At 65.3% G+C, this 23,587-nt stretch carries 19 protein-coding genes; 5 read left to right on the plus strand and 14 right to left on the minus strand.

What is annotated here, in order from left to right:
- Positions 1-187 precede the first annotated feature (187 nt).
- Positions 188-4,537, plus strand: a complete 4,350-nt coding sequence (locus tag EWV37_RS03705) for an FtsK/SpoIIIE domain-containing protein (protein WP_129699909.1) — start codon at positions 188-190, stop codon at positions 4,535-4,537.
- Here the strand turns inward: EWV37_RS03705 and EWV37_RS03710 are convergent.
- Positions 4,482-4,901, minus strand: a complete 420-nt coding sequence (locus EWV37_RS03710; RefSeq protein ID WP_095797403.1) for a hypothetical protein — start codon at positions 4,899-4,901, stop codon at positions 4,482-4,484. The two genes, EWV37_RS03705 and EWV37_RS03710, sit on opposite strands and share 56 nt — an antisense overlap.
- 299 nt (positions 4,902-5,200) lie before the next feature.
- On the opposite strand from EWV37_RS03710, the gene EWV37_RS03715 reads away from it, so the two are divergent.
- Positions 5,201-5,449, plus strand: coding sequence for a WhiB family transcriptional regulator (locus tag EWV37_RS03715; protein ID WP_019309413.1), 249 nt, complete (start codon positions 5,201-5,203; stop codon positions 5,447-5,449).
- Positions 5,450-5,563: 114 nt separating this feature from the next.
- Here the strand turns inward: EWV37_RS03715 and EWV37_RS03720 are convergent, their stop codons facing one another.
- The 3 genes from EWV37_RS03720 to EWV37_RS03730 are packed head-to-tail and all read right to left on the minus strand — an operon-like array spanning position 5,564 to position 9,194.
- Positions 5,564-7,129 carry a sensor histidine kinase gene (locus tag EWV37_RS03720; protein ID WP_129699911.1) on the minus strand — a complete coding sequence of 522 codons (1,566 nt, stop codon included), beginning with the start codon at positions 7,127-7,129 and terminating at the stop codon, positions 5,564-5,566.
- A 26-nt stretch (positions 7,130-7,155) separates the two neighbouring features.
- Positions 7,156-8,541: a CpaE/TadZ family protein gene (locus tag EWV37_RS03725; RefSeq protein ID WP_095797405.1), complete on the minus strand. Its 1,386-nt coding sequence runs from the start codon at positions 8,539-8,541 to the stop codon at positions 7,156-7,158.
- Positions 8,538-9,194 carry a CpaB family protein gene (locus tag EWV37_RS03730; RefSeq protein ID WP_129699913.1) on the minus strand — a complete coding sequence of 219 codons (657 nt, stop codon included), beginning with the start codon at positions 9,192-9,194 and terminating at the stop codon, positions 8,538-8,540. Before EWV37_RS03730 ends, EWV37_RS03725 begins: the two co-directional genes overlap by 4 nt.
- Before the next feature lie 225 nt (positions 9,195-9,419).
- On the opposite strand from EWV37_RS03730, the gene EWV37_RS03735 reads away from it, so the two are divergent.
- Positions 9,420-9,635, plus strand: coding sequence for a helix-turn-helix domain-containing protein (locus EWV37_RS03735; RefSeq protein WP_129699915.1), 216 nt, complete (start codon positions 9,420-9,422; stop codon positions 9,633-9,635).
- A gap of 1 nt (position 9,636) precedes the next feature.
- On the opposite strand, the gene EWV37_RS03740 is transcribed toward EWV37_RS03735, so the two are convergent.
- Positions 9,637-10,305, minus strand: coding sequence for a hypothetical protein (locus EWV37_RS03740; protein ID WP_238663045.1), 669 nt, complete (start codon positions 10,303-10,305; stop codon positions 9,637-9,639).
- A gap of 94 nt (positions 10,306-10,399) precedes the next feature.
- Between EWV37_RS03740 and EWV37_RS03745 the strand changes: the two genes are divergently transcribed.
- Positions 10,400-11,338: a LysM peptidoglycan-binding domain-containing protein gene (locus EWV37_RS03745; RefSeq protein WP_129699916.1), complete on the plus strand. Its 939-nt coding sequence runs from the start codon at positions 10,400-10,402 to the stop codon at positions 11,336-11,338.
- Positions 11,335-11,784 (plus strand): Rv3235 family protein, encoded by a 450-nt coding sequence (locus EWV37_RS03750; protein ID WP_095797409.1) that lies wholly within the window; start codon positions 11,335-11,337, stop codon positions 11,782-11,784. Before EWV37_RS03745 ends, EWV37_RS03750 begins: the two co-directional genes overlap by 4 nt.
- A gap of 103 nt (positions 11,785-11,887) precedes the next feature.
- On the opposite strand, the gene secA is transcribed toward EWV37_RS03750, so the two are convergent.
- The 9 genes from secA to mnmA form a co-directional block, all read right to left on the minus strand.
- A complete protein-coding gene (gene secA, locus EWV37_RS03755) occupies positions 11,888-14,647 on the minus strand; it encodes a preprotein translocase subunit SecA (RefSeq protein ID WP_095797410.1) in 2,760 nt (919 codons plus the stop codon).
- A 163-nt stretch (positions 14,648-14,810) separates the two neighbouring features.
- A complete protein-coding gene (hpf, locus tag EWV37_RS03760) occupies positions 14,811-15,503 on the minus strand; it encodes a ribosome hibernation-promoting factor, HPF/YfiA family (protein WP_129699918.1) in 693 nt (230 codons plus the stop codon).
- Positions 15,504-15,585: 82 nt separating this feature from the next.
- Positions 15,586-16,377 carry a ComF family protein gene (locus EWV37_RS03765; protein WP_095797412.1) on the minus strand — a complete coding sequence of 264 codons (792 nt, stop codon included), beginning with the start codon at positions 16,375-16,377 and terminating at the stop codon, positions 15,586-15,588.
- A gap of 244 nt (positions 16,378-16,621) precedes the next feature.
- Positions 16,622-18,325, minus strand: a complete 1,704-nt coding sequence (locus tag EWV37_RS03770; protein WP_238663046.1) for an LpqB family beta-propeller domain-containing protein — start codon at positions 18,323-18,325, stop codon at positions 16,622-16,624.
- Positions 18,326-18,333: 8 nt separating this feature from the next.
- Entirely contained in the window at positions 18,334-20,178 is a 1,845-nt protein-coding gene (gene mtrB / locus EWV37_RS03775) for an MtrAB system histidine kinase MtrB (protein WP_095797413.1), read from the minus strand.
- The gene (gene mtrA / locus EWV37_RS03780) at positions 20,175-20,861 is read right to left on the minus strand and encodes an MtrAB system response regulator MtrA (protein WP_095797414.1); all 687 of its coding nucleotides are present in this window, start codon (positions 20,859-20,861) and stop codon (positions 20,175-20,177) included. Before mtrA ends, mtrB begins: the two co-directional genes overlap by 4 nt.
- An 88-nt stretch (positions 20,862-20,949) precedes the next feature.
- The gene (locus EWV37_RS03785) at positions 20,950-21,999 is read right to left on the minus strand and encodes a hypothetical protein (protein ID WP_129699920.1); all 1,050 of its coding nucleotides are present in this window, start codon (positions 21,997-21,999) and stop codon (positions 20,950-20,952) included.
- Entirely contained in the window at positions 21,996-22,391 is a 396-nt protein-coding gene (locus EWV37_RS03790; RefSeq protein WP_129699921.1) for a chorismate mutase, read from the minus strand. The genes EWV37_RS03785 and EWV37_RS03790 overlap by 4 nt, the downstream gene beginning before the upstream one ends.
- A 9-nt stretch (positions 22,392-22,400) precedes the next feature.
- A complete protein-coding gene (gene mnmA / locus EWV37_RS03795; protein WP_129699923.1) occupies positions 22,401-23,558 on the minus strand; it encodes a tRNA 2-thiouridine(34) synthase MnmA in 1,158 nt (385 codons plus the stop codon).
- Positions 23,559-23,587 lie beyond the last annotated feature (29 nt).

Consider the following 23,587-nt stretch of genomic DNA (forward strand, 5'->3'; position numbering starts at 1 on the left):
ACTGTCTCACGTACCCCGGGCCGGTGACCTGCCTGTCCACCGCTGTCATCCGGTAATTTCCCGAAATTTTCCTCGCCGCACGGGGTGCACGCTCCACAACGACGACGCCGCACGGGGCCTTTCGTACCGCTCCACACGTTGACTGTTCGGCGCGGGTGGTGATCAGGTGGCGTGCTGTGCTGAGGCCATGGAAATTATGGTCGGCCTGCGCTGGGCAGGTGCGGCGGAGGTTCAGAGCCACGAGGTTGCCATCACCGCCGAACCGGGCACCGCTGGGAGCAGCATATGTCGGGAAATCTGCACGTTCATCGGAACCCGCGCGGAGCTGACGGTCGAGGGCCTCGATGTGAGCTCGGTTCGTTTCGCCGAGCCACCCCTGGTGGACGGCGCGACGATCACGCTTCGTCCGGGTACGCCGCCTCCGAGTGGCTCACGGCTCCCTCTTCTGCCGTTGCGCGTCACCGAGGGGCGACGCGCGAACTCTCCGGATCAGGACGTTCCGCATCTTGACCTCGCGGGCCGTGACGGGCCGCGCCATGACCTTGCGGACCGTGATGGATCGGGGGATGACGGTCGGGGCCGTGACGATCAGTGTCGTGCTGATCTCGGACTGGATGCTGACCGCCACCTGAGCAGTCCCAGGCTGACGGTCGTGTCCGGGGTCGCCTGCGGTACGGAGCTGGTCATTGCGAGGGGCTCTCAGTGGTTGGAACCCGTGGCGGGAATCCCCACGCTGGCCACCCGGGCCGCCACGAGTGACGCGACAGAGATCGTGATGGATCACGCTGACGTGCGGATCATGCCCGGGCCTGTTCCGCTCCGGGAGGGTGACCGGTTGAGGTGCGGAGATTCATGGCTGCGGTTGACCATGCCCTCCGATGCCACGTCCGCTCGACACCGGGTGTCATGGGCAGCCCCACCAACCGGCGACGACAGCCCTTCTCAGATCATCACGGTCCCCCGTGCTTCGGGACAGGGCGCACGCATGGGCTTGCTCCTGGGACTCCTACCCCTGGTCCTGGGCGTGGTGATCACCGTGGTCACGGGTATGTGGTTCTTCATGCTCTTCAGCGCCCTGGGCGCGATCATCGCCGTGGTCAGTTGGAGCGTGGGACGTGCCGCGAGAGCCCGGGAACGCGCGCGCGTGGCGGCCGCGCTGGAACGGGACCTGAGACGTTGCGGGGAGGCAGCGCCGTCGGCGGCGGAGGTGGTGGGTCGCTTGCAAACGTTGGATTCCGGTGCGTCCATCGCGATTCCCGCCCACAGACCGTCGACCTCCGCAGTCGAGAGAGTCGAGCGATGGGTGCGCCTGGGCGAGGCCGAACGCACGGCGGCGGTGCACCTGGGCGATGGGCCGGGTGCTGTTCCCGTTGAGCACCGAAGGGCGCCGGTGCTGATCGACCTGTCGCGAGTGCAGCACCTGGAGCTCGCCGTGCCGTCGCGTCATCGAGAAGGCGTGATCAACGCCCTCGCGGTGCAGTTGCTGACCGGTCCCGGGGCGCTCCACCAGCTCATCGTGGATCCGGAAGCGGGCTGGCGAGCGCCGCTGCTGCCCAGTCTTCGCGTGGTGGACTCGCAGCGCCATCGGTCGGTGACTGGCCCGGCCTTGGAAGTGTGTTCGGCGCGGACGGCCGCTGCTCTGCCGGTCGCGAAGGAGCGCGTGCGCATCGTGGTCTCGGTGGCGGGAGACTCGACGGAGGGCAGTGGATCGAGTGCCGTCCTGTCCTGGAGGTCCACGGCGGTCCTGTTCTGCGACGCTGCGGGCGCGGTTCCCGGCCTGGATGCGAGCGCGGGTCGAGGCCGTCTCACATTGCGCGTGGACAGTGTGACGACCCGGGAGTTCTGCCGGGCAATGCAGCAGTGGTCACGGGTGCAGTCCGTGATTCCAGCCCTACGGAACGTGTCCGGGCTGCCCGCGTCGGTGGGTTCCCAGGTGATTTTTCCCGAGACCGAGCAAATACCTGACCTGTGGACTGCGAGCGCCCGGGTGCCATCGTTGGAGGCCCCGATCGGCGTGTCTCGCCACGGTGCCGAGGGTCTGTCCCTCGGTGATGAACACCCGCACATGTTGATCGCCGGGACCACGGGGTGTGGGAAATCCGAGGTGCTCCGCACGCTGGTGGCCGCACTGGCCTGCCGCTATTCGCCCGAGCGACTCGAATTCCTGTTCGTGGATTTCAAGGGTGGCGCCGCGCTGTCTCCTCTCACCGGTTTGCCGCACCGGTCCACGCTTCTGACCGACCTCGCGCCGGAGGACGTGCGGCGGGCCTTGGAGTTCCTGCGTTCCGAATTACGACGCCGCGAGCGCCTCCTGGCGGGCCTGGGCCTCTCCGACTTCCAAAGCCTCCTGACCACCACGCCCGCGTCACGGGAGCTGGAGTTTCGGGAACTGGTGGTCGTGGTCGACGAGGTCAAAATGCTCGCGGACGCGTTCTCGACCGCCGGCGACGAACTCGCCAAAATCGCCACCGTGGGACGCTCCCTGGGGATTCATCTGGTCCTGGCGACTCAGCGCCCCCAGGGAGCGGTCCCCGCGGACGTGCGCGCCAACATCACTCAGGCCATGTGTCTCAGAGTGCGTACCGAGCAGGATTCCGCGGATATCATCGGGGCGGTTGTGGCCGCGGGTATTTCGTCGACGACACCGGGCCGAGCGTTCATCGATTCTGGGCACGGCGCACCCGTGGAAGTTCAAACGGCCATCCTCACGACGTGCGCGGCGACCCCGGTGGATGAGGTGCGCATCAGGCTCGCTGGACGGCAGCCTTCGGACGATCCGCTCGGCGGGACGGGTTTGGCCGACGGTGGGCCGGACATGACCGTCGGTACGGTTGGCACCCGCCTGGACCCCGGGGTGCAGCGAGTGGTCACCGAGATTGCCGAAACCCACCGGGGTTGGGTTGCCGCGACCGGTGAGCATCTGACTCCGGCTGACGCCCCCGCTCCGGACGTGTCGTCGGTACGACCCGTACCCGCTCCCCTACCTCAAGCTGCACGGGCGCATCCGAACGAACTGGGTCACGTGGATCTGGGACCCGCGGAAAACTCCGTGGAACACTGGACCGGCCGAGCCTCCTGGCGCCCCCTCGAAGACGGCACGTTGTTTCTCATCGGCCAACCGCTGCACACATCACGCACGCTGTTATCTGCCCTCGAGCAGTTGGTCCGTGCCCGTTCAGGTCCGGCTCTCTACGTCATATCGGCCACGTCCATGATCGAAGGACCCGCTCGACGCTGGTCGGACACCGGTCTCATCCACGGGGCCGCCTCCGCACAGGACGTCTCGACCATCAGTGGCCTTCTCAATCGTCTCTCCGAAGGGGCACAGCGGTTCTCGTCCCTCTCTGAGGAGGCGCGCCACGGTGCATCCGAAGCTGCGGTGCTGATGATCGAGGACTGGGATCGCTGCTGCGCCCTCCTCCGGGCGGGGTCGTGGGCGTTTCTGGAGGATGAACTGCTGGCTCTGGCCGGGGCTGGTTCGCACAACGGGGTGGCCGTGGTCATGTCCGGGGATCGTTCCTTGTCGGTGGGGCGGGCATCCTCTGCGGGACGGACCCGCGTGTACTTTCCGGCCGATCAGACTCCCGAAGCACTCTTGCAGTGGCCCAAGCTTCCGGCGGTCAATCCCCTGCCACTACGAGGGGTCGTGCAAGGCGCCGCCGCGTACAGGTGCTCCACATCCCGCGGGCAGCAGTCTCGGGGCGCTCTCACGGTGGTGCAGGTTCCGATTCCCAGTGGAGGTTTAGTCACCGGTCAAGATGCCGCCACCAATGAACGAGTTCTCCATGGGTCGGCAACGCACGAGGAGGAACTCACAGAACATTCGAAACTCTCTCAAGTCACGATTCCCGCCCCGGACTCGAGTGTCTGGCCGCGGTACCGGCCGCTGCCCGATCACTGGTCCGGGCCGGGCGGCCCCGTCTCAGGGCTCCTCATGGGTTTGGGAACGGACCACGCCCCCGTGACACGCGGCTGGGGTCCCGGTGACACGTTATTGGTCGTGGGGCCGACGCGTTCGGGCCGCAGCTCCTACCTGGACTCGGTCGAGAAGACGTTGCCTTCCCGCGCTGCGGTTCGCTGTCATCCGCACTCGGTGGAGGAGTTGGAGGCAGTGTTCTCCGAGATCCGTGCCGGAACAACCGTGCTGATCGACGACGCGGATTCCTTGGCCACCCAGGTGATTCAACGCCTGGGTGCCCTGTGGCACCCAGGCGCCGGAACGAGCGGCGTCGGCGGCCGGAACGATCTACGACTGATCGTGGCCCTGCGGCTGAGCGACGGGCTGCCAGCGCTCTTTCCACCACTGATGCAGTGGCGTCATGTGGCGGACACCCTTTTGCTCCGGCCCAGAAAGGCCTTCGACGGCGATCTGTTCGGAGCATCATTGTCCGGTTTGCCGGTGGGCGGGCCGCCCGGTCGCGGGTACTGGATCCACCGCGGCGTACCGGTTCTGGTTCAAACCCCGTACCTGGGCACCGAACTCAGCGGGACGGGTGACGCGTGGACTCCCCCATCCATGCCACGGTCCCTCGGTTGAACAAAGCCATGAGGGCTACGATCGCCGCCGCAACGCACGCCACACCAATCGCCCGGGCACCCACCTGAGTCAGGGAGATCCCCACGATCACCAGGAATGCCTGAGACACGAGAATCGCGGCGCGCGGCCATCGCAGACCCCTCACCGTTCCCCAGGCCGCCGAACCGAGCCAGGCCGCGGCGCCCAACATGACCACCGCACCGAAAATGATGCCCGCCGTGGGGATCACATGATCCGAGAACAACGAAATCACGAAGCGAACTCCCACATAGGCCAGGGCCGCGGCTTCCAGCCCGACGATCACACCGATCACCCACACCGTCCAGGGACGGTCCGGTGACTGCTGCTGGGAGGCGGGGACCATGGAATGGGCCTTTCATGAGGGTGAGCAGGGCACCCCCAACTCTAATCTCGATCTCCCACCGACATGATCGGTCAGTTAGTCAGGCAAAACTTTCCGTGTGATATACCGCTCAGACTCTTGTTCACGAGTTGTTCACGTGAGAAAGTATTGGGCAGATCATCTTTTGAGGCCCGGCCAACGCGGGCCTTTTCTGTGTGTACTCCCCCGAACATTCTCCCGTCGCGCTCAGCCCGCGCTCGATGGTGATGCGGTGTTTCTGTGCACACCCAACTGAAGTGAAAGGAGCGTCGCCGCAGATCATGGATTGGCGTAGTCGCGCAGCATGCCTTGAGAAGGACCCAGAACTATTTTTCCCCGTGGGTAATACCGGCCCCGCTCTGTTGCAGATCGAAGAGGCCAAAGCCGTGTGCCGCACGTGCGAGGTCATGGACACCTGCCTGCAGTGGGCCCTCGAATCCGGTCAGGACGCTGGAGTATGGGGCGGTATGAGTGAAGATGAGCGCCGCGCCCTCAAGCGCCGTGCCGCTCGCGCACGTCGCGCCTCTTGAGCCTCATGGCCCTAATTTCATCGACCAAGCCCTCGCGACGATAGATGTCGCGGGGGCTTCGTCATTCCCTGAGCTCTTCACCGCCACCCGGACACTCACCGGTAAGCCAGTCGCTCAGACGGAGAACTGCGCCTGAATCACCACGCATGTGCCGCCGCCCTCACGCGGTTGCCAGCGAATCTTGCCTTCGAGCTCACTGGCCACCAGGGTGCGCACGATCTGCATCCCCAGGCCTTCACCATCACCGGCCTGCCGGAACGCACTCGCACCCGATTCTTCAATCACGGTGTCGCCCATGCCCCAGCCGTCGTCGCTGACGGTCACCTCGATAACACGACGAACGTCACCGTCCTCGTTGAAGATGTCCGGCAGGCGCTCCACCTCCAGAGACACGGTTCCGTTCCGGTCCTTGAGCCCGTGCTGCACGGCGTTGGCCGCGATCTCGTTGATGACCAGCGCCATGGACGTGGCACATTTGGACGGTAGCCGGCCGAATTCGCCGTGCACCTCGGTGCGAACCGTTTGAGTGGATGAGGCCGTCTCGACCGCGAGCTTCACCTGGTGCCTGATCAACTCGTCGAAATCGACGTCCTCCGAAATGTCGTGGGACAGCGATTCGTGCACGCGAGCGATGGAACTCACCCGCCTCATGGCCTGCTGCAGACCGTGTTTGGCCTCCTCGGACGTCATGCGGCGCGACTGCAACCGCAAGAGCGCCGACACCGTCTGCAAATTGTTCTTCACCCGGTGGTGGATCTCGCGAATGGTGGCGTCCTTGGAGACCAGCTGGAGGTCCCTGCGGCGCAGTTCCGTCACGTCCCGGCACAGCAGGAGCGCGCCGGTTCGGGAGGTTCCCCGCCGCAGCGGGATGGCCCGCAGGGTCACGGACACGTTCCCGGCCTCCAATTCACCGCGCCACGGCATGGTCCCGGCAAGCACGGGGGCAATCGTCTCGTCCACTCCGTTGCCGCGGACATCGAGACTCCGCGCAATCGATACGAGATTCGCGCCGGCCATGTCGCCCTCGTGTCCCAACCTGCGGAAAGTGGACAGCCCGTTGGGCGAGCAGAAAGCCACCCTGCCGTGAGCGTCCAGGCGCATCATGCCGTCTCCCACACGGGGCGCACCCCGGCGGGAATCGCTGCGGACGGCAAAATCCGGCCATGTACCCTCGTTGGCCATGCGCAACAAGTCCTCTGCCGTTTCGCGGTACACGGTTTTCATCTGGGACATCGGACGCCCGAAATGCTGGTCCAGCGTCATACTGACCACGGCAATGGTGCGCTGATTACGCACCAGCGGCACCACCAGAATCGACTCCGCGGGCTGGGCTTCGGTGGCCGTGAGCTTGAACCGCTCGATGCGCTGGTCGACCCACGCGGAACGCAAGGGAGCGGCGTCCGCGGCGGGAATCATCTCTCCCACCATGTCCTTGTGGAAGACCGTGGGCCCGGTCGTGGGACGCGCGTGTGCCAAGACCGTGAAGTCGCTGTCCGGGGCGGGAATCGCCGAACCCGTGGGGCTGTCCTCGGCCGAGATCACCCGGTTGGGAAAGCTCAGTAGCAGATCTGCGAACCCAAGATCCGCCACGAGCTGCCAGTCCCCCACCAGCAGGTGCAACCACTCGGCATCGCCGGCGTCAAAATCCTTGATGGAACGCAGGGGATCCGTAAACGCCACGGCGGGTCACTCACTTTCAGGGGACTTCAACGGCGCAACCACGCGCCCACTCGTTGTCCCAGCCTAGTCCCCGGCGCGGACCCTGCCGCCGAGGATTCGCCAACGACGTCGCTCTCGGGACTCAGCGCGCGGACGGCCAGATCCGCGAGTTGTTGCCGCAGCGGGCTCTTGGCCGCCGACTCCGCCAATACGGCGCCCGCCAGTAGCGCCTCGTCACACGCGGCGGGGTCCCAGTCGAGCGTGGCATCGATTCCGTGGCCGGGTGAGAACCGATCCCACGCCTCGGCCACGGCATCCGCGCTTGCGCGTCCCACGGAGGCCTTGCGAAGTTTGTTGATCACCACGAGCAGCCGCGCGGTGGGCGCCACATCGGTCAGGTCGGGAAGGGTCTTGACCAGCCGCGGAATCCCCAGGGCATCGGCGGTGCCCAGCACAATGATCGAGTCGGCCATGGCGCACGCACACAATGTGGCGGCATTGCGCCGCGGGGCGACCATGTCCAGGCTGATCTCCTCATCCGATTCAAGACTGAACGACGTGTCGACCACGACTGCCTGATAAGCGGTTCGGGCGTGCAACAGGACGGTTTCCAGCGCTGCAGCACGAACTTCCGGCCACCGATCGTGGCGTGTGAGACCCGTGAGGACATCCACTGAGCCGCCGGCCACAGAGACCCGGGTGGCGCAGCGCTGCAATCCTTCGGCATCGAGCCGGCCCTGATCCGCCAGGCGACATGCCTGGGCCAACCCGGCAGCCTCCTCGAGCATGCCCAGGCTCGCGGCGATCGAGGCCGCGTACGTGTCGGCATCGACCAGCAGAACCCTTGAACCGCCCAGTGCGAGTTCGGCCGCCACGTTCAGCGCCGTGAGGGTGCGCCCCGGCGCTCCCATCGGCCCCCATACCGTGATGACACGGCCCGACTCACTGGTCTGGGGCGGGTTCTGATCCGGGGAATCCGACTCCCTCTCACGTGTGGCAGGAGCATCTGTGGATTCATGGATCCGCTCGGTGTCCTCCACAGCACGCGGGTGATCGTCAGGGTGGGAATGGCCTCGATAGGAAGGCACCGGGTCGGGTGAGTCCACGACCTCTTCAATGAGGGTGGTGACGTCCTGCCCCGTGGCTCCACCGGGAACGATCGTGACACCGAGCGCGGCCAGGCGATTCTCGTCATGACCGGCAAGCACAAGAACCCGGACCGAGCTGAGGCTCAGTTGCTCCAGCAAGCTCGCGGTCAGTTCCTCGGCCCCTTCGGCGAGCAACGCAACCCTCGCCATACCCGTGTGGGCGCACGCCAGGAGTTCTGAGAGGTCCAAACACCGCCGCACCACGGTCACGGACCCGTGCTGTCTTTCGATCTGGTCAACCAGCGGCCACGTTCCCGTGCCCAGGGTCACGACCGAGATACTCATGAGTCGTCACCCGAGGGGTTGAGCACCAGGGTGACCTTGGCACTGTTACCCAGGGCGTCGACCAGTGGCTCCACCTGTTCGGGCGTGGCCAGTACGTGCACCGTGGTACCGGTTGAACTCCCGAGGGCCGAATTGGTGGTCTCGATCTTGGAGATCTCCGCGCCGGGCACGAGCTTGCGGGGCTTCTCGTAACCCCGTCCGGACGCCTTCTGCTCCGCAACCCACACGTCCACGCGCGAACCGGCTCTGGCTTCCGCGGGCAGGGGCGTCTCCAGCGCAATCCCCACCGGGCTGCGATCCAGTTCGTCAGCGGTACCCACCGCATTGGTCGGAACCAGTTGCCCCTTGGGAACGCGCTGCACCAGGACATCGTTGTCCTTGAGATCTGTCTCCGCCGACACATACTGTTGCGATGCGTCCTGCAGTCTGACGTCAACCGGCACCAGATCATCGTTCGAGACACTCTGTCCGACCGACAGATCGTGGGCGGCCACGTAATAGGGCTCGGTTCGGTTCAATGTCGAGATGAGAAGAACCACGGCCACAATGGACGTGAGCACGAGCAATAATCCCACCACCAGTCGAGGGTCGCGCCACGTGGGTTTCTTGAAGCGTTGCGCCGCGGCCGTACCGTGCTGTGAATCGCTGGACATGAGTGTTCCCTTCCCCCGGAGTGGATCCGGCCCCCACCGAATCTTTCATGAGTGTGCACCGTGAATCGCACCGGAGGAAATCAGGTTGCGAAACATGTGGACATCTTCGGTACGGGGCGGCGCTCGGGAAGAGTTTCTGTGCATATCGCGCCCTCCTCCGAGATCCGTGGGACACTGGACGTGATCAAACTGCATCAAACCACCTGAGATGAGGCGAACTACTCCATGGCACAGCCACGTTTTCTCACGCTGTCGGATGTTTCCGAAATCCTGTCGATCTCGGTGGCCCAGGCCCGCGCCATGGTCCGCTCCGGTGAACTGCCCGCCATTCAGGTGGGCGGGCGAGGCCAGTGGCGCGTGGAAACGCAGAAGCTCGAGGAATACATCCAGAAGGGCTACGAGCGCACGGAGCAGGCCGTGCGCGAAGGGTCCATCGGCTAATTCAGGCGGTGTCCGGCGACGAAATCAGCGCCACGGACCCGAAGGGAACGGTGCGCACTGCCTTGACCGCCGCGCGCCGTCGGAATTGGTCGTCGGGATGCAAGGCAAGATCGAAAAAATCGTGCCCCACCGCATCCAAGGTGCCTTCCAGATCCCCCCGAGCGGACGGATCCAGGAGTAGAACCCGCACGTGCGCTCTCGACGCCGCCAACGCACGGAGCACGTGCCCCATTCCTAATTTCCGCAGTACCGCACGCTCATTGATGATCTCGAACTTACGGTGCAACCCCTCCCACCACACCACGGAATGCAAAGGCACCAGGTGTTGGAAATGCCGTTCCCGGATGACTGCCCAGCCTGCACCGATGTCGGTGAGCTCGCCTTCCAGAACGTCCCCGTGAGCCGGCAGAAGCCGCACCATCCGGTTCCGATGAGCAGAGAGTCGTTCCGCCAAAGTGAGGCGCGACAACTCCGCCCTCGCCGTTTCCGCGGCCTCGAGTTCCACGCTGCGCTGCTCCGCCTGAGCCAGCTGCGCTTCCATGTCCGCGAAGAGTTCATCCCAACGCACGGTCTCCCCCTGGTGATTCCGTCCGGCCACCTCTCGTAGCGGGGCCGCATCGATCCAGTACATCACGCTGGGCCACCACGAAATGTGACGCCGGATGTGCATGCACAATCATTCATGCTTGACGTACATGTTTCCGCCCTGAATGATCTAAACATTACTAAACGACATCAAACAACATCATTGGGGGTCCAAAGTGATGGAACGAACTCAAGGTGCCGAGAGCGGAGGCGACGCGCCTCGCGTGGAGTTCGCCCTTACCATCTGGATCATCCCGCTCCTATCCGGCGTGCTGATGGCCATGGGGTGGAGCCTCCTGGAGCGGTACCGCCAGGACCTGACAGCCATGAACGCGGATCTGGCCGTTGCTCTCGTGGCAGCCGTGGCCGGAGTGTTGTTGGCGGCGTGGTGGTTCGGCGGCATGCTCATGCTCGTGTGCGCCGCCGGGGCGCGCAGATTTCAGTGGCATCGCGTGGAGCGTTTCGCCACTCGGCTCACTCCTAGGCTCATGGCCCGCACCGTGGGAGCGGTAGTGGGGATTCATTTGGTGACCGTGTCCGCTGCGCACGCGACCGAACCCGTCAACCCCTTCTGGTCCGATTCCGAATCCGGAGTCAATCAGGTTGAGGAACGGGATCCCGCGGCTTCCACGGACACGCCTCCCGGCCAACCGTCCGCGCAGGCGCCCGGTGCCGCTCCGGAGGTGGGCGACGAGCCTGCGCAACCCAACGCAGCTCATCCTGGACCGCAGACACCTGCCCAAACCCCTGGGCTCCCTGGTCTCCCCGGTCTCCCCGGTCTCCCCGGTCTCCCGGCCGCTTCCACCGGCCCTGATGCCTCAGACGCCCGCGACCTCACGGCATCTCAGAGTGAGTCCGGAGCCGTTCCCGCGCAGCACCGAGTCACCGACTCGATCCTGACCGTTGTCCGGGGTGACACCCTGTGGGACATCACGGCGGAATTCCTGGGCCCGCAGGCCACTCCCGCACAGATCGCTGCACAGACTGCCACGTGGCTGGAACACAACGACCTCCAGAACGGCGGCGACTTGATCCGTCCCGGAGACCAGCTGCACGTTCCACCCCAGCTACTTGAAAAAGTCGCCATCCCACTGCCCACCGAAGGAGCCTCGTCATGAGTGTTGCCACAGCAGTTTCAGCTCCCCAGCCTCCTTCGGGCGGATACACCTGGCGAGCCGACAGGTCCCGTGCGGGCCTCACCCACAAGAACGACCTGGAACGTGTCACGGCCATGTCCCGGAGCTTCGCCCAAGCCGCCGTGGAAATCCTGGGCGGCACACGCCCCGCAACGCAGCTGGCCCGGTGGACCACCCAGGATGTCGTGGAACGGTTCGAACAGCGTGCAGCGATGCTCCGGTTGGTGCAGGAACAGTACCGGGACCGGGCCTCACTCTTCGAGGTCCACAAGGCCCCGAGAGTACGCAGGGTCAGGGTCTGCTCCCCCGCGCCCGAGTGCTACGAGGCATCGGTGGTCATCGAGGAATCCGCTCGGGTCAGAGCCGTGGCGCTCAGAATCGAGCGAATCAACCGACAGTGGCGCGTGGTGCACCTCGAAGTCGGGTGAGCCACAGCCTCACACGACAACAGTCAGTGAACCGATGAGAAACGAGGACGGGTGGCACACATTGTGTGTGCCACCCGTCCTCGTTCGGATCTGCGAACGGACGCTACTTGCGCGTGCCCTTCTTGGAGCTGCCGCCCTTGCGAGCGCGACGTCGGGCGCGGTTCTCGGTCGGCTCCGAGTTCTCTTCGCCGGCAGCGGCGCCCTCGGCTGTCTTGGCGGCTTGCGCACCTTCACCGACCGGAGTCTGGTGATTGTCCTTGGCCTCGAGTCGGGCCATCGGCTCGCCGTCCTCGTTGGGCGCGGAGTACTGCAGGAACGCCGGACGCTGAGGACGGGCCATCTCCACCTCGCCACCGTCCTGACCGGTGCGCTGGCGCCGGACTTCCAGGTGATACATGGTGACCACAGTTTCCTCGCGGATCGTGTCCATCAGGCCCTTGAACATCTGGTGGCCTTCGCGCTGGTACTCGACCAGCGGGTCACGCTGGGCCATGGCACGCAGGCCGATGCCCTCCTTGAGGTAATCCATTTCGTAGAGGTGCTCCGGCCAGCGGCGGCCGATCACCGAGAGGAGTACGCGTCGTTCCAGGTTGCGCATGGCCTCGGAACCGAGTTCGTCCTCGCGTTCCTGGTAGACGAGCTTGGCGTCCGAGAGGATCTGTTCCGTGAGGAAGTCCGCGGTCAACCGCGGGCGTCCGCCGGCCTCGTCAATGATTTCCTGCTGGGTCAACGTGATGGGGTACAGCTCACGCAATGCCTCCCACAGACCGTCCAGATCCCAGTCCTCGGAATGACCCACGCGAGTGCGGTCTTCGATGGCGGTGGTGATGACCTCTTCCACGAACTGCTGAATCTGTTCGGCAATGTCATCGCCCATGAGGATTCGACGGCGGTCACGGTAGACCACTTCGCGCTGGCGGTTGAGCACGTCGTCGTACTTGAGCACATTCTTGCGCTGCTCGGCGTTACGGCCCTCCACCTGGTTCTGCGCGTTGGCGATACCGGAGGTGATCATGCGGCCGGTCACCGGAACGTCGTCGGGGGCGACCGCCATGAGGCGCTGGGCGACGGCCGGATTGAACAGGCGCATGAGGTCGTCCGCGAGCGAGAGGTAGAAGCGAGATTCACCCGGGTCGCCCTGGCGGCCCGAACGGCCGCGGAGCTGATCGTCGATACGACGGGACTCGTGGCGCTCGGTACCCAGGACGTACAGGCCACCCAGCTCGATGACCTCTTCGTGCTCGGCTTTGGTGGACTTCTCGTAGTGCTCGAGAACGGAGGGCCATTCGGCCTCGTACTTCTCGGCGTCTCGCTCCGGATCCAGGCCCTTTTGTTCCATGGCTTCCACGGCGTCGAACTCCGCGTTACCGCCGAGCATGATGTCAGTACCGCGGCCGGCCATATTGGTGGCCACGGTGACGGAGCCCTTACGACCGGCCTGCGCGACGATCGCGGCCTCACGCGCGTGGTTCTTGGCGTTGAGCACCTCGTGCCGTACACCGCGTTTGGCCAGCAGCTTGGAGAGGTACTCGGACTTCTCCACGGAGGCGGTACCGACGAGCACGGGCTGACCCGTGGCGTGGCGCTCTTCGATGTCGCGGACCACGGCGGCGTACTTGGTGGCCTCGTTCTTGTAGACCAGATCGCGCTGGTCGATACGTGCCATGCCCTTATTGGGCGGGATCGGCACCACGCCGATCTCGTAGGTGTTCATGAACTCCGCGGCCTCAGTCTGGGCCGTACCGGTCATGCCGGAGAGCTTGTCGTAGAGGCGGAAGTAGTTCTGCAGGGTGATCGTGGCCATGGTCTGGTTCTCGGCCTTGATCTCGACACCCTCCTTGGCCTCGATAGCCTGGTGGATGCCTTCGTTGTAGCGACGTCCGGCGAGCACACGACCGGTGTGCTCATCGACGATGCGCACCTCGCCCTGGGCCACGATGTAGTCCTTGTTCGCGTGGAACAGCTCCTTGGCCTTGATCGCGTTGTTGAGGAAACCGATCAGCGGGGTGTTCTGGGACTCGTACAGGTTGTCGATACCCAGGTAGTCCTCAACCTTTTCAATACCGGGTTCGAGAACACCCACGGTGCGCTTCTTCTCGTCGACTTCATAGTCGGTGTCCGCCTTGAGGTTCGTGACCATTTTGGCGAATTCCTTGTACCACCGGTTGGCCTCGCCGGAGGCGGGACCGGAAATGATGAGAGGGGTACGCGCCTCGTCGATGAGGATGGAGTCCACCTCATCCACGATGGTGAAGTGGTGGCCGCGTTGGACCAGTTCATCCGCACTCCAAGCCATGTTGTCGCGCAGGTAGTCGAAGCCGAATTCGTTATTGGTGCCGTAGGTGATGTCCGCGGCGTACTGCTCGCGACGGGTGGCCGGATCCTGTCCGGAGAGAATCACGCCGGTCTCCAGACCGAGGAAGCGGAACACGCGGCCCATGAGGTTGGCCTGGTACTCGGCGAGGTAGTCGTTGACCGTGACCACGTGTACACCCTTGCCGCTCAGAGCGTTGAGGTAGGCGGGTGCGGTGGCCACGAGGGTTTTGCCCTCACCGGTCTTCATTTCGGCAATGTTGCCCAGGTGCAGTGCCGCGCCGCCCATGAGCTGGACGTCGTAGTGTCGCTGCCCCAGGGTTCGCGACGCCGCCTCACGCACCGCGGCGAAGGCCTCCGGAAGCAGTCGGTCCAAGGATTCGCCGTCTTCGATGCGCGCCTTGAAAGCGTCAGTTTCTGCGCGCAATTCGGCATCGCTGAGCGCTTTGAAGCTCTCTTCCAGGCTGTTCACGGCGTCCGTGTAGGACCTCAGTCGCTTCAGGACCTGCTTATCCCCGGTCCGAAGGACTTTTTCCAGGAATGACGCCACGTGTGTTCGCTCCTCAGTTGTGGACGGTGGTGCACCGCCGATCAGTGTACGTGAGTCCGGCTGGGTGATCTCGGGATGGTGTGGAACACCACCGGGCCCCGCGCTGGTTGGAAGCCGCGGGGCCCGGTGGCGACGGTTGAACCGTCAACTGTTACTGAACTTCTCAGACGCTGGCCTGAGGCTGGTAGGCGCGGGTTTGCTCTTCCGCAGCCGTGCCGTCCTTGCTGAGGCTGATCACGCCATACTCCCAGCCCTTGCGGCGGTACACCGCCGAGGGTTCCTGGGTTTCTTTGTCCACGAACAGGAAGAAGTCGTGTCCGACCAGTTCCATCTGGTCCACGGCCTCGTCCACGCTGAGCTCGTCAGCGGGGAAACGCTTGCGGCGGATTTCCACCGGGGTGGGGGTGTCACTCAGCGCGTATTCATCGCTGAAGGCCTCGTCCTCGGCGGCGGAGAGTTCTTCCTCGTTGGCCGGGGCCGGGAGTCCCTCACTGGGAAGTACCGGCAGAGAACCGGTGGCTTCGTGCACCGCAATGGGGCGTTGGTGGCCCCCGCGGTGAATTTTGCGACGATCACGGGCCCTGCGCAGCTGTTCGATCAGCTTGGCGTAGGCCTCGTCGAAAGCGGCGAACTTGTCGTCGCTGCGCGCCTCCGCACGCACGACGGGACCGCGGCCAATCACCGTGATCTCCACGCGAATGCCTTGGTGTCCCGATACTCCGTTGTCTTTGGTGACCTTGACCTCGATGGTCTGCACCTTGTCACCGAGCTGCGCAAAACGCTCGCTCTTCTTCTCCGCGTATTCTTTGAATCGCTCCGGCACCGCAACGTTTCGTCCTTGGACGTTCAGTTCCATGAGACCCTCCAAATCTTGAGGATGACGCGGGATAGTGCTGCTCCCACACGGGATACATTTGTTCCGTTCCCGTAACCCAACGTTAGTTCAAACTGTGGGGAAATTCACTGACATGTGACCCGGTCGTGGTGGAATCAGCCCCGGGTGAACACCCGGCCCGCACGGTGGCGAGAACCACGATTCCGGGCACGTGTGCGCCCGCGTCCCGCAGGACGGAAACGGCCTCCGCGGCCGTAGCACCAGAAGTCATGACGTCATCCACCACGACACACATGGCGCCACGAACACCCACCGCGCGCATGCTTCCCTTGATGGCCCGCGCCCGATGGGCTACATCCAGGCTTTTCTGTGAACTCGCCCCGAGTGCCGAGCGGTGACGGTGTTCCAGGCCGGCGTGGACCCGGGTGCCGTGCGGTAGTGAGGTGCGGGACAAAATCTCCTGTACCGGGTCGAACCAGCGTTTCCACCGAGCTCGGGCAGAAGTAGGAACGGGCACCCACAACACGGCCGCGGGGCTCACGGCCAGATCCTCCGCGGCCCGCAGCAGCACCCCGGTCAACACCGTTCCCAACACGGGAGCAAGGTCCGCCCGCCCGCCGTTCTTGAAGGACAGCAGGCACGAAGCCAGCTCGTGTTCATAAGGACCGGCGGCCCACACCCTCGCATTGGAGGCCAGTAGCCCTCGCGGCGCGGGGACTTCTGCGGGGCGCACCGTGGAACGGCGCAACATGATTCGGCACCCTCGGCACAGTGTGGCTCCCGGCGCTTCGCACACTGCGCAGCTCACGGGCAGGAGGACCTCCGACGACGCCGCGGCCCAGTTCCAGAGGGTCGCACCGGCACGGTCCAGCGCGCGGCTGGGAATCTTGGTCATGGCCCCAGCCAACCGACATCGGGGCCGAAGTGCCAGGGCCGGTGACCATTGTGGAGCGCGCTCGCCGCGGACCCGCACACCCGGGCCCTACGACCTACGGGACGCCGGCGCAGCGGACCGGGAGCGGAGCTCAACCCGGCCCAGCGCCGTCGTGGCATGCCACAGACCGGACGAACCCCGTCCAGCGTCGTCGCCGGGCACCAGGATTCGTTGCGAACCCGGCCGAGCGCCGTCGCCGGACAGGTCAGCCCGCGAAAGCCGTGTCCGTCACGCTGTCGCTCTGCTGGGCCCACGAACTACCGGTGAGCATGTAGAGGTTCCCGTCGGCCGCTCCGTAAATCGCGGACGGACCGTTGCCACCGGCCAGGGACGTGACTCCCACGAGGGACGGCAGAGCGTCGTTGGTGCCGGACACGCTGTACTCGTGTGGCTGTGAGTTGTCGTTCTTCCCGAGTGCCGTGGTGATGAACTCGGTGCCACTGATCCACTGCACCGTGTCCACGTCCACGTCCGCCGCCACCAGATTGCCTTGGTTCAGTTCCGTGGGGCGGCCGGAATCGTCCCGCACGATGCCTGCGACCCACACGTTGGAGGTTTCGCCCTGCTCATCCGTGGTGACGATGAGCGCGCGATTACCTTCACGTGAGATCCGGAGCCCCGCAATGCTTTGGTCGTCCAGCCATGACGCAGCCACGGTGATCGAATCGTCATCCGAGTCCGTGCGGGCCGCGTGCACCACCCCGTCCGTACCGGAACCCCACACCCATCCTTGGATGTCGAAGCTCGGCCGAGTGAGGTCCTGGCCCGTCCATCGCTGCACGGGCGACTCCCCCTGCACCGCGGTGTACACGGTGCCGCTGGCGTCGTCGACCCACCCGAAATGCTCCATCGCATGGTCCATTCCTGGCCGCACGATGCGCGCGTTCTGTGGCAGCGGGACGTCCGGGATGAGTTCGGTCTGCCCGCCCTGGTAGAAAGCCAATTCGTTGTGGGACACCCCGATCTGACGGTTGGGCACGGTGACCTCACGCACCGGATCGTCCATGTCACTACCGGAGGTCTCCACGGGCGCACCGTTGACGGTCAGTTCCACGCCGTCCACGCTGGGAACGGATTGCAACGAGGCCTCGAGCTGCTGCTCGATCTGCTTGCCCAACTCCACGTCCGCCGGGTCGAACTGCCCGAGATTCAGGTCCACCGACGCCGTCGTGTCGGACACGGGGACCGCGGACCGTGCGAGGCCGGCACCCGGGGGAATCGCGGAGGTCACCGCGCCGTCCAGGTGGGCTGCCGGGCCGGCAAGGAGTTCACGGACCATGGCCGTGGGAACCGTGGAGCGTTCGGCGAACCACCGGGGATCGGGGACCAGCCGCCCGAACTCGTCGTCGAAGAAGTAGAGCGTGTAGGCCTTGAAGATCTCGGCGAAGTCTCCGAAGGGCACGATCACGCCGTCCGGGGCGTTGGAAATCCGCCACTGCCCGTCCACGGAGGTGAGTGTGAAATCCAGGACTCGAGTGGTGCCCTCGGGCTGTTGTTCCAGCACGCCGTTGGCCGCGCGTTCGGCGCTGACTTCCAGACTGGTTCGGTACTCACCGTCGTTGAGCCGGGGCACCGTACTGGGTTCGCCCGTGTGCACCAGCACACGCGCATCCGGTTTCCAGGTGTTGGCCAGTTGGGGTGTCAGATACTGCCGGGCCACGGCGTAGTCATCCTGCGCGCCGACCCCCGCGGCGAGGAATCCCTCCACGATCTCCTGCGCGCTCGCGCCCACCTGGGGCATGGCCGGTGAGTACTGCGTGGGCTGTTCCTCGGCCTCGGTCGTGGGCTCGACCACCTTGTGCACCGGCCCGGAACGCGGCATTGCACCGCAGCTGGTCAGGGCCAGCCCCGCGGCCAGGGCGCAGGCCACGGCCCATTGCCGACGCCGCCGCGGTCGTTGTTCTCTCACGTCACGTCTCATGATTTCCCCGTTCCTGCCTGATCGGCGGAGACCGCGGTGGATCCGCCGGCGGGTAAGGAACCGTCCGCGCCGTCGAATGTTTCGATGGCGGCCGTGGCCTGTGGGTCGACGGACAACACGGGGTGCGATCCGGTGGCAGCAGCGGACGGGTCCAGTTGGGTGGTGAGAGCCAAGGAACCGGTGTCGGTCACGTGTGCGGTGGAATCGGCCAGCACGGGTGCCGGTGGCATCGGCAACGGATTGGGTAGTTCCGGATCCAACGGCTGGGTACGGATCAGGGGCAGCGTCAAACGGAAGCACGCACCCTCCCCCGGGCGGGCCCAGACATCCAGTTGACCGCGGTGCAACCGGGTGTCTTCCTGGGCAATGGACAGCCCCAGACCGGTGCCACCCACGGTTCGGGCGCGTGCCGGATCCGCCCGCCAGAACCGGTTGAAGACCTTGGCCGTCTGTTCTTCCTCCATGCCGATTCCATAGTCACGCACGGCCACGGCCACCGCGTTCTCGTTGGCGGCCACGTAGATTTCCACGGGTTTGCCGTCACCGTGCTCGAGCGCGTTGGAGACCAGGTTTCGAATGATCCGATCAATGCGCCGCTGATCCATTTGCGCCACGCAGCGGGTCAGCTGGGATCGCACTGTGAGCGTGGAGCCGCACTTGAGCACCAGCGGCCCCGCGGCCTCGACCACGTCGTAGATCACCGAGAAGATGTCAGTGGAGGCGATGTCCAGTCGCGCCGCGCCGGCGTCGAACCGGGAGATTTCCAAGAGGTCGGAGAGCATCGAGTCGAAGCGGTCCACCTGGTGGTGCAGCAGCTCGGCGGAACGGCGGTTCACGGGATCGAATTCCTCACGGGCGTTGTACAACACCTCCGCCGCCATCTTCACGGTGGTCAACGGGGTGCGCAGCTCGTGGGACACGTCCGAGACGAAGGTCTGCTGCATGGTGGACAACTGCTCGAGCTGGGTGATCTGTTCCTGCAAGTTGTCCGCCATGCGGTTGAAGGACCGGCTCAATCTGGCCACCTCGTTGGAGCCGCGCACTTCCATGCGCACGTCCAGATCGCCCTCGGAGAGCTGCTCCGAGACCTTCGCGGTGCTGGACACCGGGCGCACCACTTCCCGGGTCACGTACCAGACGATGGTTCCCACCAGCAGCAGCAACGCCAGCATGGACAGCAGCAATACGGCGTGGATGGAGTTCAGGGTGACCTGGGGCGCCGCGAAGTCGTAAACGAAGAACAGCCCGTAGCGAGCGTTCTGGTTCAGCTGAACCACGTCACCGATCACGATGACGGGCTGTTCGGCGCCGCCCTCTTCCATGCGCACCGAGGCCGGCTGCCAATACGTGCCGTCCCCGTCCGCCACGCGCTGTTGCAATTGCTGCGGAACGGATGCGGAGGTCATCCAGGGACTCTGGGTCTGCACACCCACGAAGGACTGCCCGGCTCCGCGGTCAAAAGGAATCAGGATCCAGTGCCGCCCGGCCTCCTCCGAATCCATGCTCATGGCGCCCATGGTGGAGTCGATCAGTGCTTGCACCTCGGTGCGGTCCGAAGCGTCAGAGGCGTCGAAACTGGCCTGCACATCGGAAATGTCCGTGCGGGCCTCCGCCAACACCTGGTTGAGTCGGTCGGAGAACAACCGATCCGCGATCTGGTGTGACATGAAACTGCCCGTGGCGAAAAACGCGAGCAAAGTCAGGGTCAGGGCCACCAGGATGGCGCGGAACTGCAGGGACTGGTGCCACCGCCGGGACAGGATGCGACGTCCCAGGCGAAGCCGTCGGAACAACCTGGGATTGAATCGCGTGGAGCGTTGCTCCCGGCTATCGGCCGTCATCGATGTGAATGGCCCCCGGCCTTGTAGCCGATGCCGCGTACCGTCAGCACGAGTTCAGGGTTCTCGGGGTCGCGCTCGACCTTGGAACGCAACCGCTGCACGTGCACGTTGACCAAGCGGTTGTCGGCGGCGTGCGGGTAACCCCACACATCGCGCAACAGCTCGTCACGGCTGAACACCTGGTTGGGTGACTTGGCCAGAGTGGTCAACAGGTCGAATTCCAGCGGCGTCAAGGAGATCTGTTCGCCCTCGCGCGTGACGGAGTGACCGGTCACGTCGATGACGATGTCACCCAGCGTGATCTCCTGGGTGGCGCCGCGTTCGATGGGACGCAGCCGCGCCTTGACGCGGGCCACCAACTCGGCGGGCTTGAAGGGCTTGGGGACGTAATCATCCGCGCCGGCCTCCAGGCCCCGGACGACATCCGCGGTGTCCGATTTGGCGGTGAGCATCACAATGGGAATGTCCGAGCTCTGCCGGATGGTCTGGCACACCTGGATGCCGTCCATACCGGGGAGCATGAGGTCCAGCAGGACCAGGTCCGGGTCGGTGGACCGGAACGTTTCTTCGGCTGCGGAGCCGTCGTAACAGAAGACGGGCTCAAAACCCTCCGAGGACAACACAATGCCGATCATCTCGGCCAAAGCGGCATCGTCGTCGACTACCAAAATACGTGCCTTCATGTGCTGCGTGTGCCCTCAACTTTCTACCGTGGCCGAGCTGGGTGGCCGCTGACCGTCTCTGCGGAGCAGTCTACGGCCTAGGTGCCACTCAACCGTCGTTGCCGGCTTCCGTCAGCGCGCCCGCCACATCCGTGCACCGTCGTAACGCCCCCGGAAGGTGCGGCGGAGTCAGCCCTTCCAGCTCCGCGACGGGCAGTACGCGCGAGCCCAACAGCGCTTCCGGGGCCATCCCCAATTCACGCCACGGCCGCGTGACGACGTTCGCGATCTCCCCGATAGTGGCTCGCCCGGTCACGGGCACCACGGGGAACCACAGTTTCAGTCCCGTCTCCACGAGGGCCGCCAACGGCTCCCACGCGTGGACCGAACTCGACGGCGGAACGGCCACGGCGGCGTCGGCGCCGATGTCACGCGCCCAGCGAGCCTCGGCGCGGCCGGTGCTGATCGCGACCTCGACCGCACCGGCCCCACGGCACGCCGCTACGGCATCGGTCAGTGCATGACGCACCTCGTGCGAACCAATTGCGCGCAGCGTGCGGTAGCCGCTCGCGGTGGGGATCGTACCCTCCAGCACACGCTGCAGCTCGCTTTCGTCCACGTGCACGACGACGCCGCGGCCTTCCGTGTTACGTGCCATGTCACCGATGAACGCGGCCACACCCGCACACCAGGACTGAAGCAGCTCGCGTCGCGCGCCGTGATCGGACTGCAATTTCTCGCCGTTGTGCACGTGCACACCGGCGGCCAGACTGACCGGACCGACGATCGAGATGAGCACGGGACCGTGATCGCTGTCGGATTCGTGACCGATCACATCCGCCATGATGTTGAGATCACTGTGCAGCACGTGGTGGGCCGCTCGGGAGTCCTTGCCCGGTACCGACGTGATGCGCCAACCGTGCGGCTGCCGGTCCGTGTACAGGGAGTCCAACATGGCCGCCGTCCGGGCCAGGGGCTCCGCATGGGGTCCGCGCTCACCCAGGACGGGCAGCACGGACAGGTGCGGTGCCCCCAGCTCACCGCGAATCACGGTGAAGGTTTCCACCATGTCCGACCCGCGCAGTGGACAGGTCAATGTGGCGGTCACGGCCGCGGCAGCGGGGCCGCCGGCCGTGGCAGAAGTGTCCGGGGCGCTCACGATGCGTCGGCGCGCTGGTGGTCTTCGGAGATCGCTTCGTGGTGGCGGATGACCTCGCTGATGATGAAGGTGAGGAACTTCTCCGCGAACTCTGGGTCCAGCTGAGCGGCTTCGGCGAGCGCGCGTAACCGCTGGATCTGGGCCTTTTCCCGTTCGGGGTCCGCCGGCGGAAAGTCGTTCTTGGCCTTGAGGACACCCACGCGCTGGGTGGCCTTGAAGCGTTCGGCCAGCAGGTGCACCAGTGCGGCGTCGATGTTGTCGATCGTCCCGCGCATGCTCCGCAACTCGCTCAGCGCGTCCTGGGACGCCTGATCACTCACGCACGAGGCATGGGGGTCCATGATCGAGTGGTCGGCGACGGGCGGGTTGGCGTGATCAGAAGCACTGGTCATGCTGCCACTTTAGTGGGCACCGGCCACCGCGGCCGCACGATCCGCGTACGCGGCGTCAATGGTTGCCTGCCCGAGCACCCGGGTGCCCTGGTACACGACCATGGTCTGTCCCGGAGCCACACCGCGCTGGGCCTGACGCAACCGGACGTTGAGTCGTTCCTCGCCGTCGGTGCGAGTCAACCAGGCCACGGCGTCCGCGGGATCGCCGTGGGCTCGCACCTGGACCTGCACGTCAAAGGTGTCGCTGGTTTCCTGGCCCTCGGACAGGTTCTGCACCTCGACCGGCGGGAGACCGGCCCATGAGGGGCGGATGCCCTCCATGACGTCGATCGACAACATTGCCTCGGGTCCCACGACCACTTCATTGGTCTTGGGCCGGATCTCGAGCACGAAACGGGGCTTGCCGTCGGGGGCGGGAGTGCCGATCCGCAGACCCTTGCGCTGGCCCACGGTGTAGGCCTGTGCGCCGCGGTGTTCGCCGAGTTCACCGCCCTCGGAATCCACGATGCGACCGGGGGCGAGTTCCATGTGGTCCTCGAGCCAGCCGCGGGTGTCGCCGTCGGGAATGAAGCAGATGTCGTGGGAATCGGGCTTGTTCGCCACGGTGAGCCCGCGCGCCTCGGCCTCCGCCCGAACCTCTGCCTTGGACGGCGTCTCGGCCAGGGGGAAGATCGCATGATCCAGTTGCTCGGCGGTCAGCACGCCCAGCACGTAGGACTGGTCCTTGGCCCAGTCGGCCGCACGGTGAAGTTCCTTGTGACCGTGTTCGTCCGCCACGACCTTGGCGTAGTGACCGGTGCACACGGCGTCGAAACCCAGTGCGAGCGCTTTCTCGAGGAGGGCTGCGAACTTGATCTTCTCGTTGCAGCGCATGCACGGGTTGGGGGTGCGCCCGGCGGCGTATTCGGAGATGAAGTCCTCCACGACGTCCGCCTGGAAACGTTCGGAGAAGTCCCACACGTAGTACGGGATGCCCAGTTTCTCCGCGGCGCGCCACGCGTCCCGGGAATCCTCGATCGTGCAGCAACCGCGAGCGCCCGTGCGCAGGGTTCCCGGGGTGCGGGACAGGGCCAGGTGCACACCGGTGACCTGGTGCCCCGCGTCCACGGCGCGCGCTGCGGCCACGGCGGAGTCCACTCCACCACTCATCGCTGCCAAAACCCGCACGGAACTGCCTCCAGTAAATTGATGATCAA

The sequence above is a fragment of the Kocuria carniphila genome (assembly GCF_004136555.1).
Classification (GTDB): domain Bacteria; phylum Actinomycetota; class Actinomycetes; order Actinomycetales; family Micrococcaceae; genus Kocuria; species Kocuria carniphila.

Excerpts from the sequence above, each read along its gene's own strand:
- mtrA (WP_095797414.1), bottom strand. The coding sequence starts at position 20,861 with ATGAAGGCACGTATTTTGGTAGTCGACGACGATGCCGCTTTGGCCGAG.
- mtrB (WP_095797413.1), bottom strand. The coding sequence starts at position 20,178 with ATGACGGCCGATAGCCGGGAGCAACGCTCCACGCGATTCAATCCCAGG.
- EWV37_RS03745 (WP_129699916.1), top strand. The coding sequence starts at position 10,400 with ATGGAACGAACTCAAGGTGCCGAGAGCGGAGGCGACGCGCCTCGCGTG.
- EWV37_RS03705 (WP_129699909.1), top strand. The coding sequence starts at position 188 with ATGGAAATTATGGTCGGCCTGCGCTGGGCAGGTGCGGCGGAGGTTCAG.
- EWV37_RS03790 (WP_129699921.1), bottom strand. The coding sequence starts at position 22,391 with ATGACCAGTGCTTCTGATCACGCCAACCCGCCCGTCGCCGACCACTCG.
- EWV37_RS03750 (WP_095797409.1), top strand. The coding sequence starts at position 11,335 with ATGAGTGTTGCCACAGCAGTTTCAGCTCCCCAGCCTCCTTCGGGCGGA.
- EWV37_RS03725 (WP_095797405.1), bottom strand. The coding sequence starts at position 8,541 with ATGAGTATCTCGGTCGTGACCCTGGGCACGGGAACGTGGCCGCTGGTT.
- EWV37_RS03710 (WP_095797403.1), bottom strand. The coding sequence starts at position 4,901 with ATGGTCCCCGCCTCCCAGCAGCAGTCACCGGACCGTCCCTGGACGGTG.
- EWV37_RS03740 (WP_238663045.1), bottom strand. The coding sequence starts at position 10,305 with ATGCACATCCGGCGTCACATTTCGTGGTGGCCCAGCGTGATGTACTGG.
- EWV37_RS03715 (WP_019309413.1), top strand. The coding sequence starts at position 5,201 with ATGGATTGGCGTAGTCGCGCAGCATGCCTTGAGAAGGACCCAGAACTA.
- EWV37_RS03730 (WP_129699913.1), bottom strand. The coding sequence starts at position 9,194 with ATGTCCAGCGATTCACAGCACGGTACGGCCGCGGCGCAACGCTTCAAG.
- EWV37_RS03735 (WP_129699915.1), top strand. The coding sequence starts at position 9,420 with ATGGCACAGCCACGTTTTCTCACGCTGTCGGATGTTTCCGAAATCCTG.
- EWV37_RS03765 (WP_095797412.1), bottom strand. The coding sequence starts at position 16,377 with ATGACCAAGATTCCCAGCCGCGCGCTGGACCGTGCCGGTGCGACCCTC.
- hpf (WP_129699918.1), bottom strand. The coding sequence starts at position 15,503 with ATGGAACTGAACGTCCAAGGACGAAACGTTGCGGTGCCGGAGCGATTC.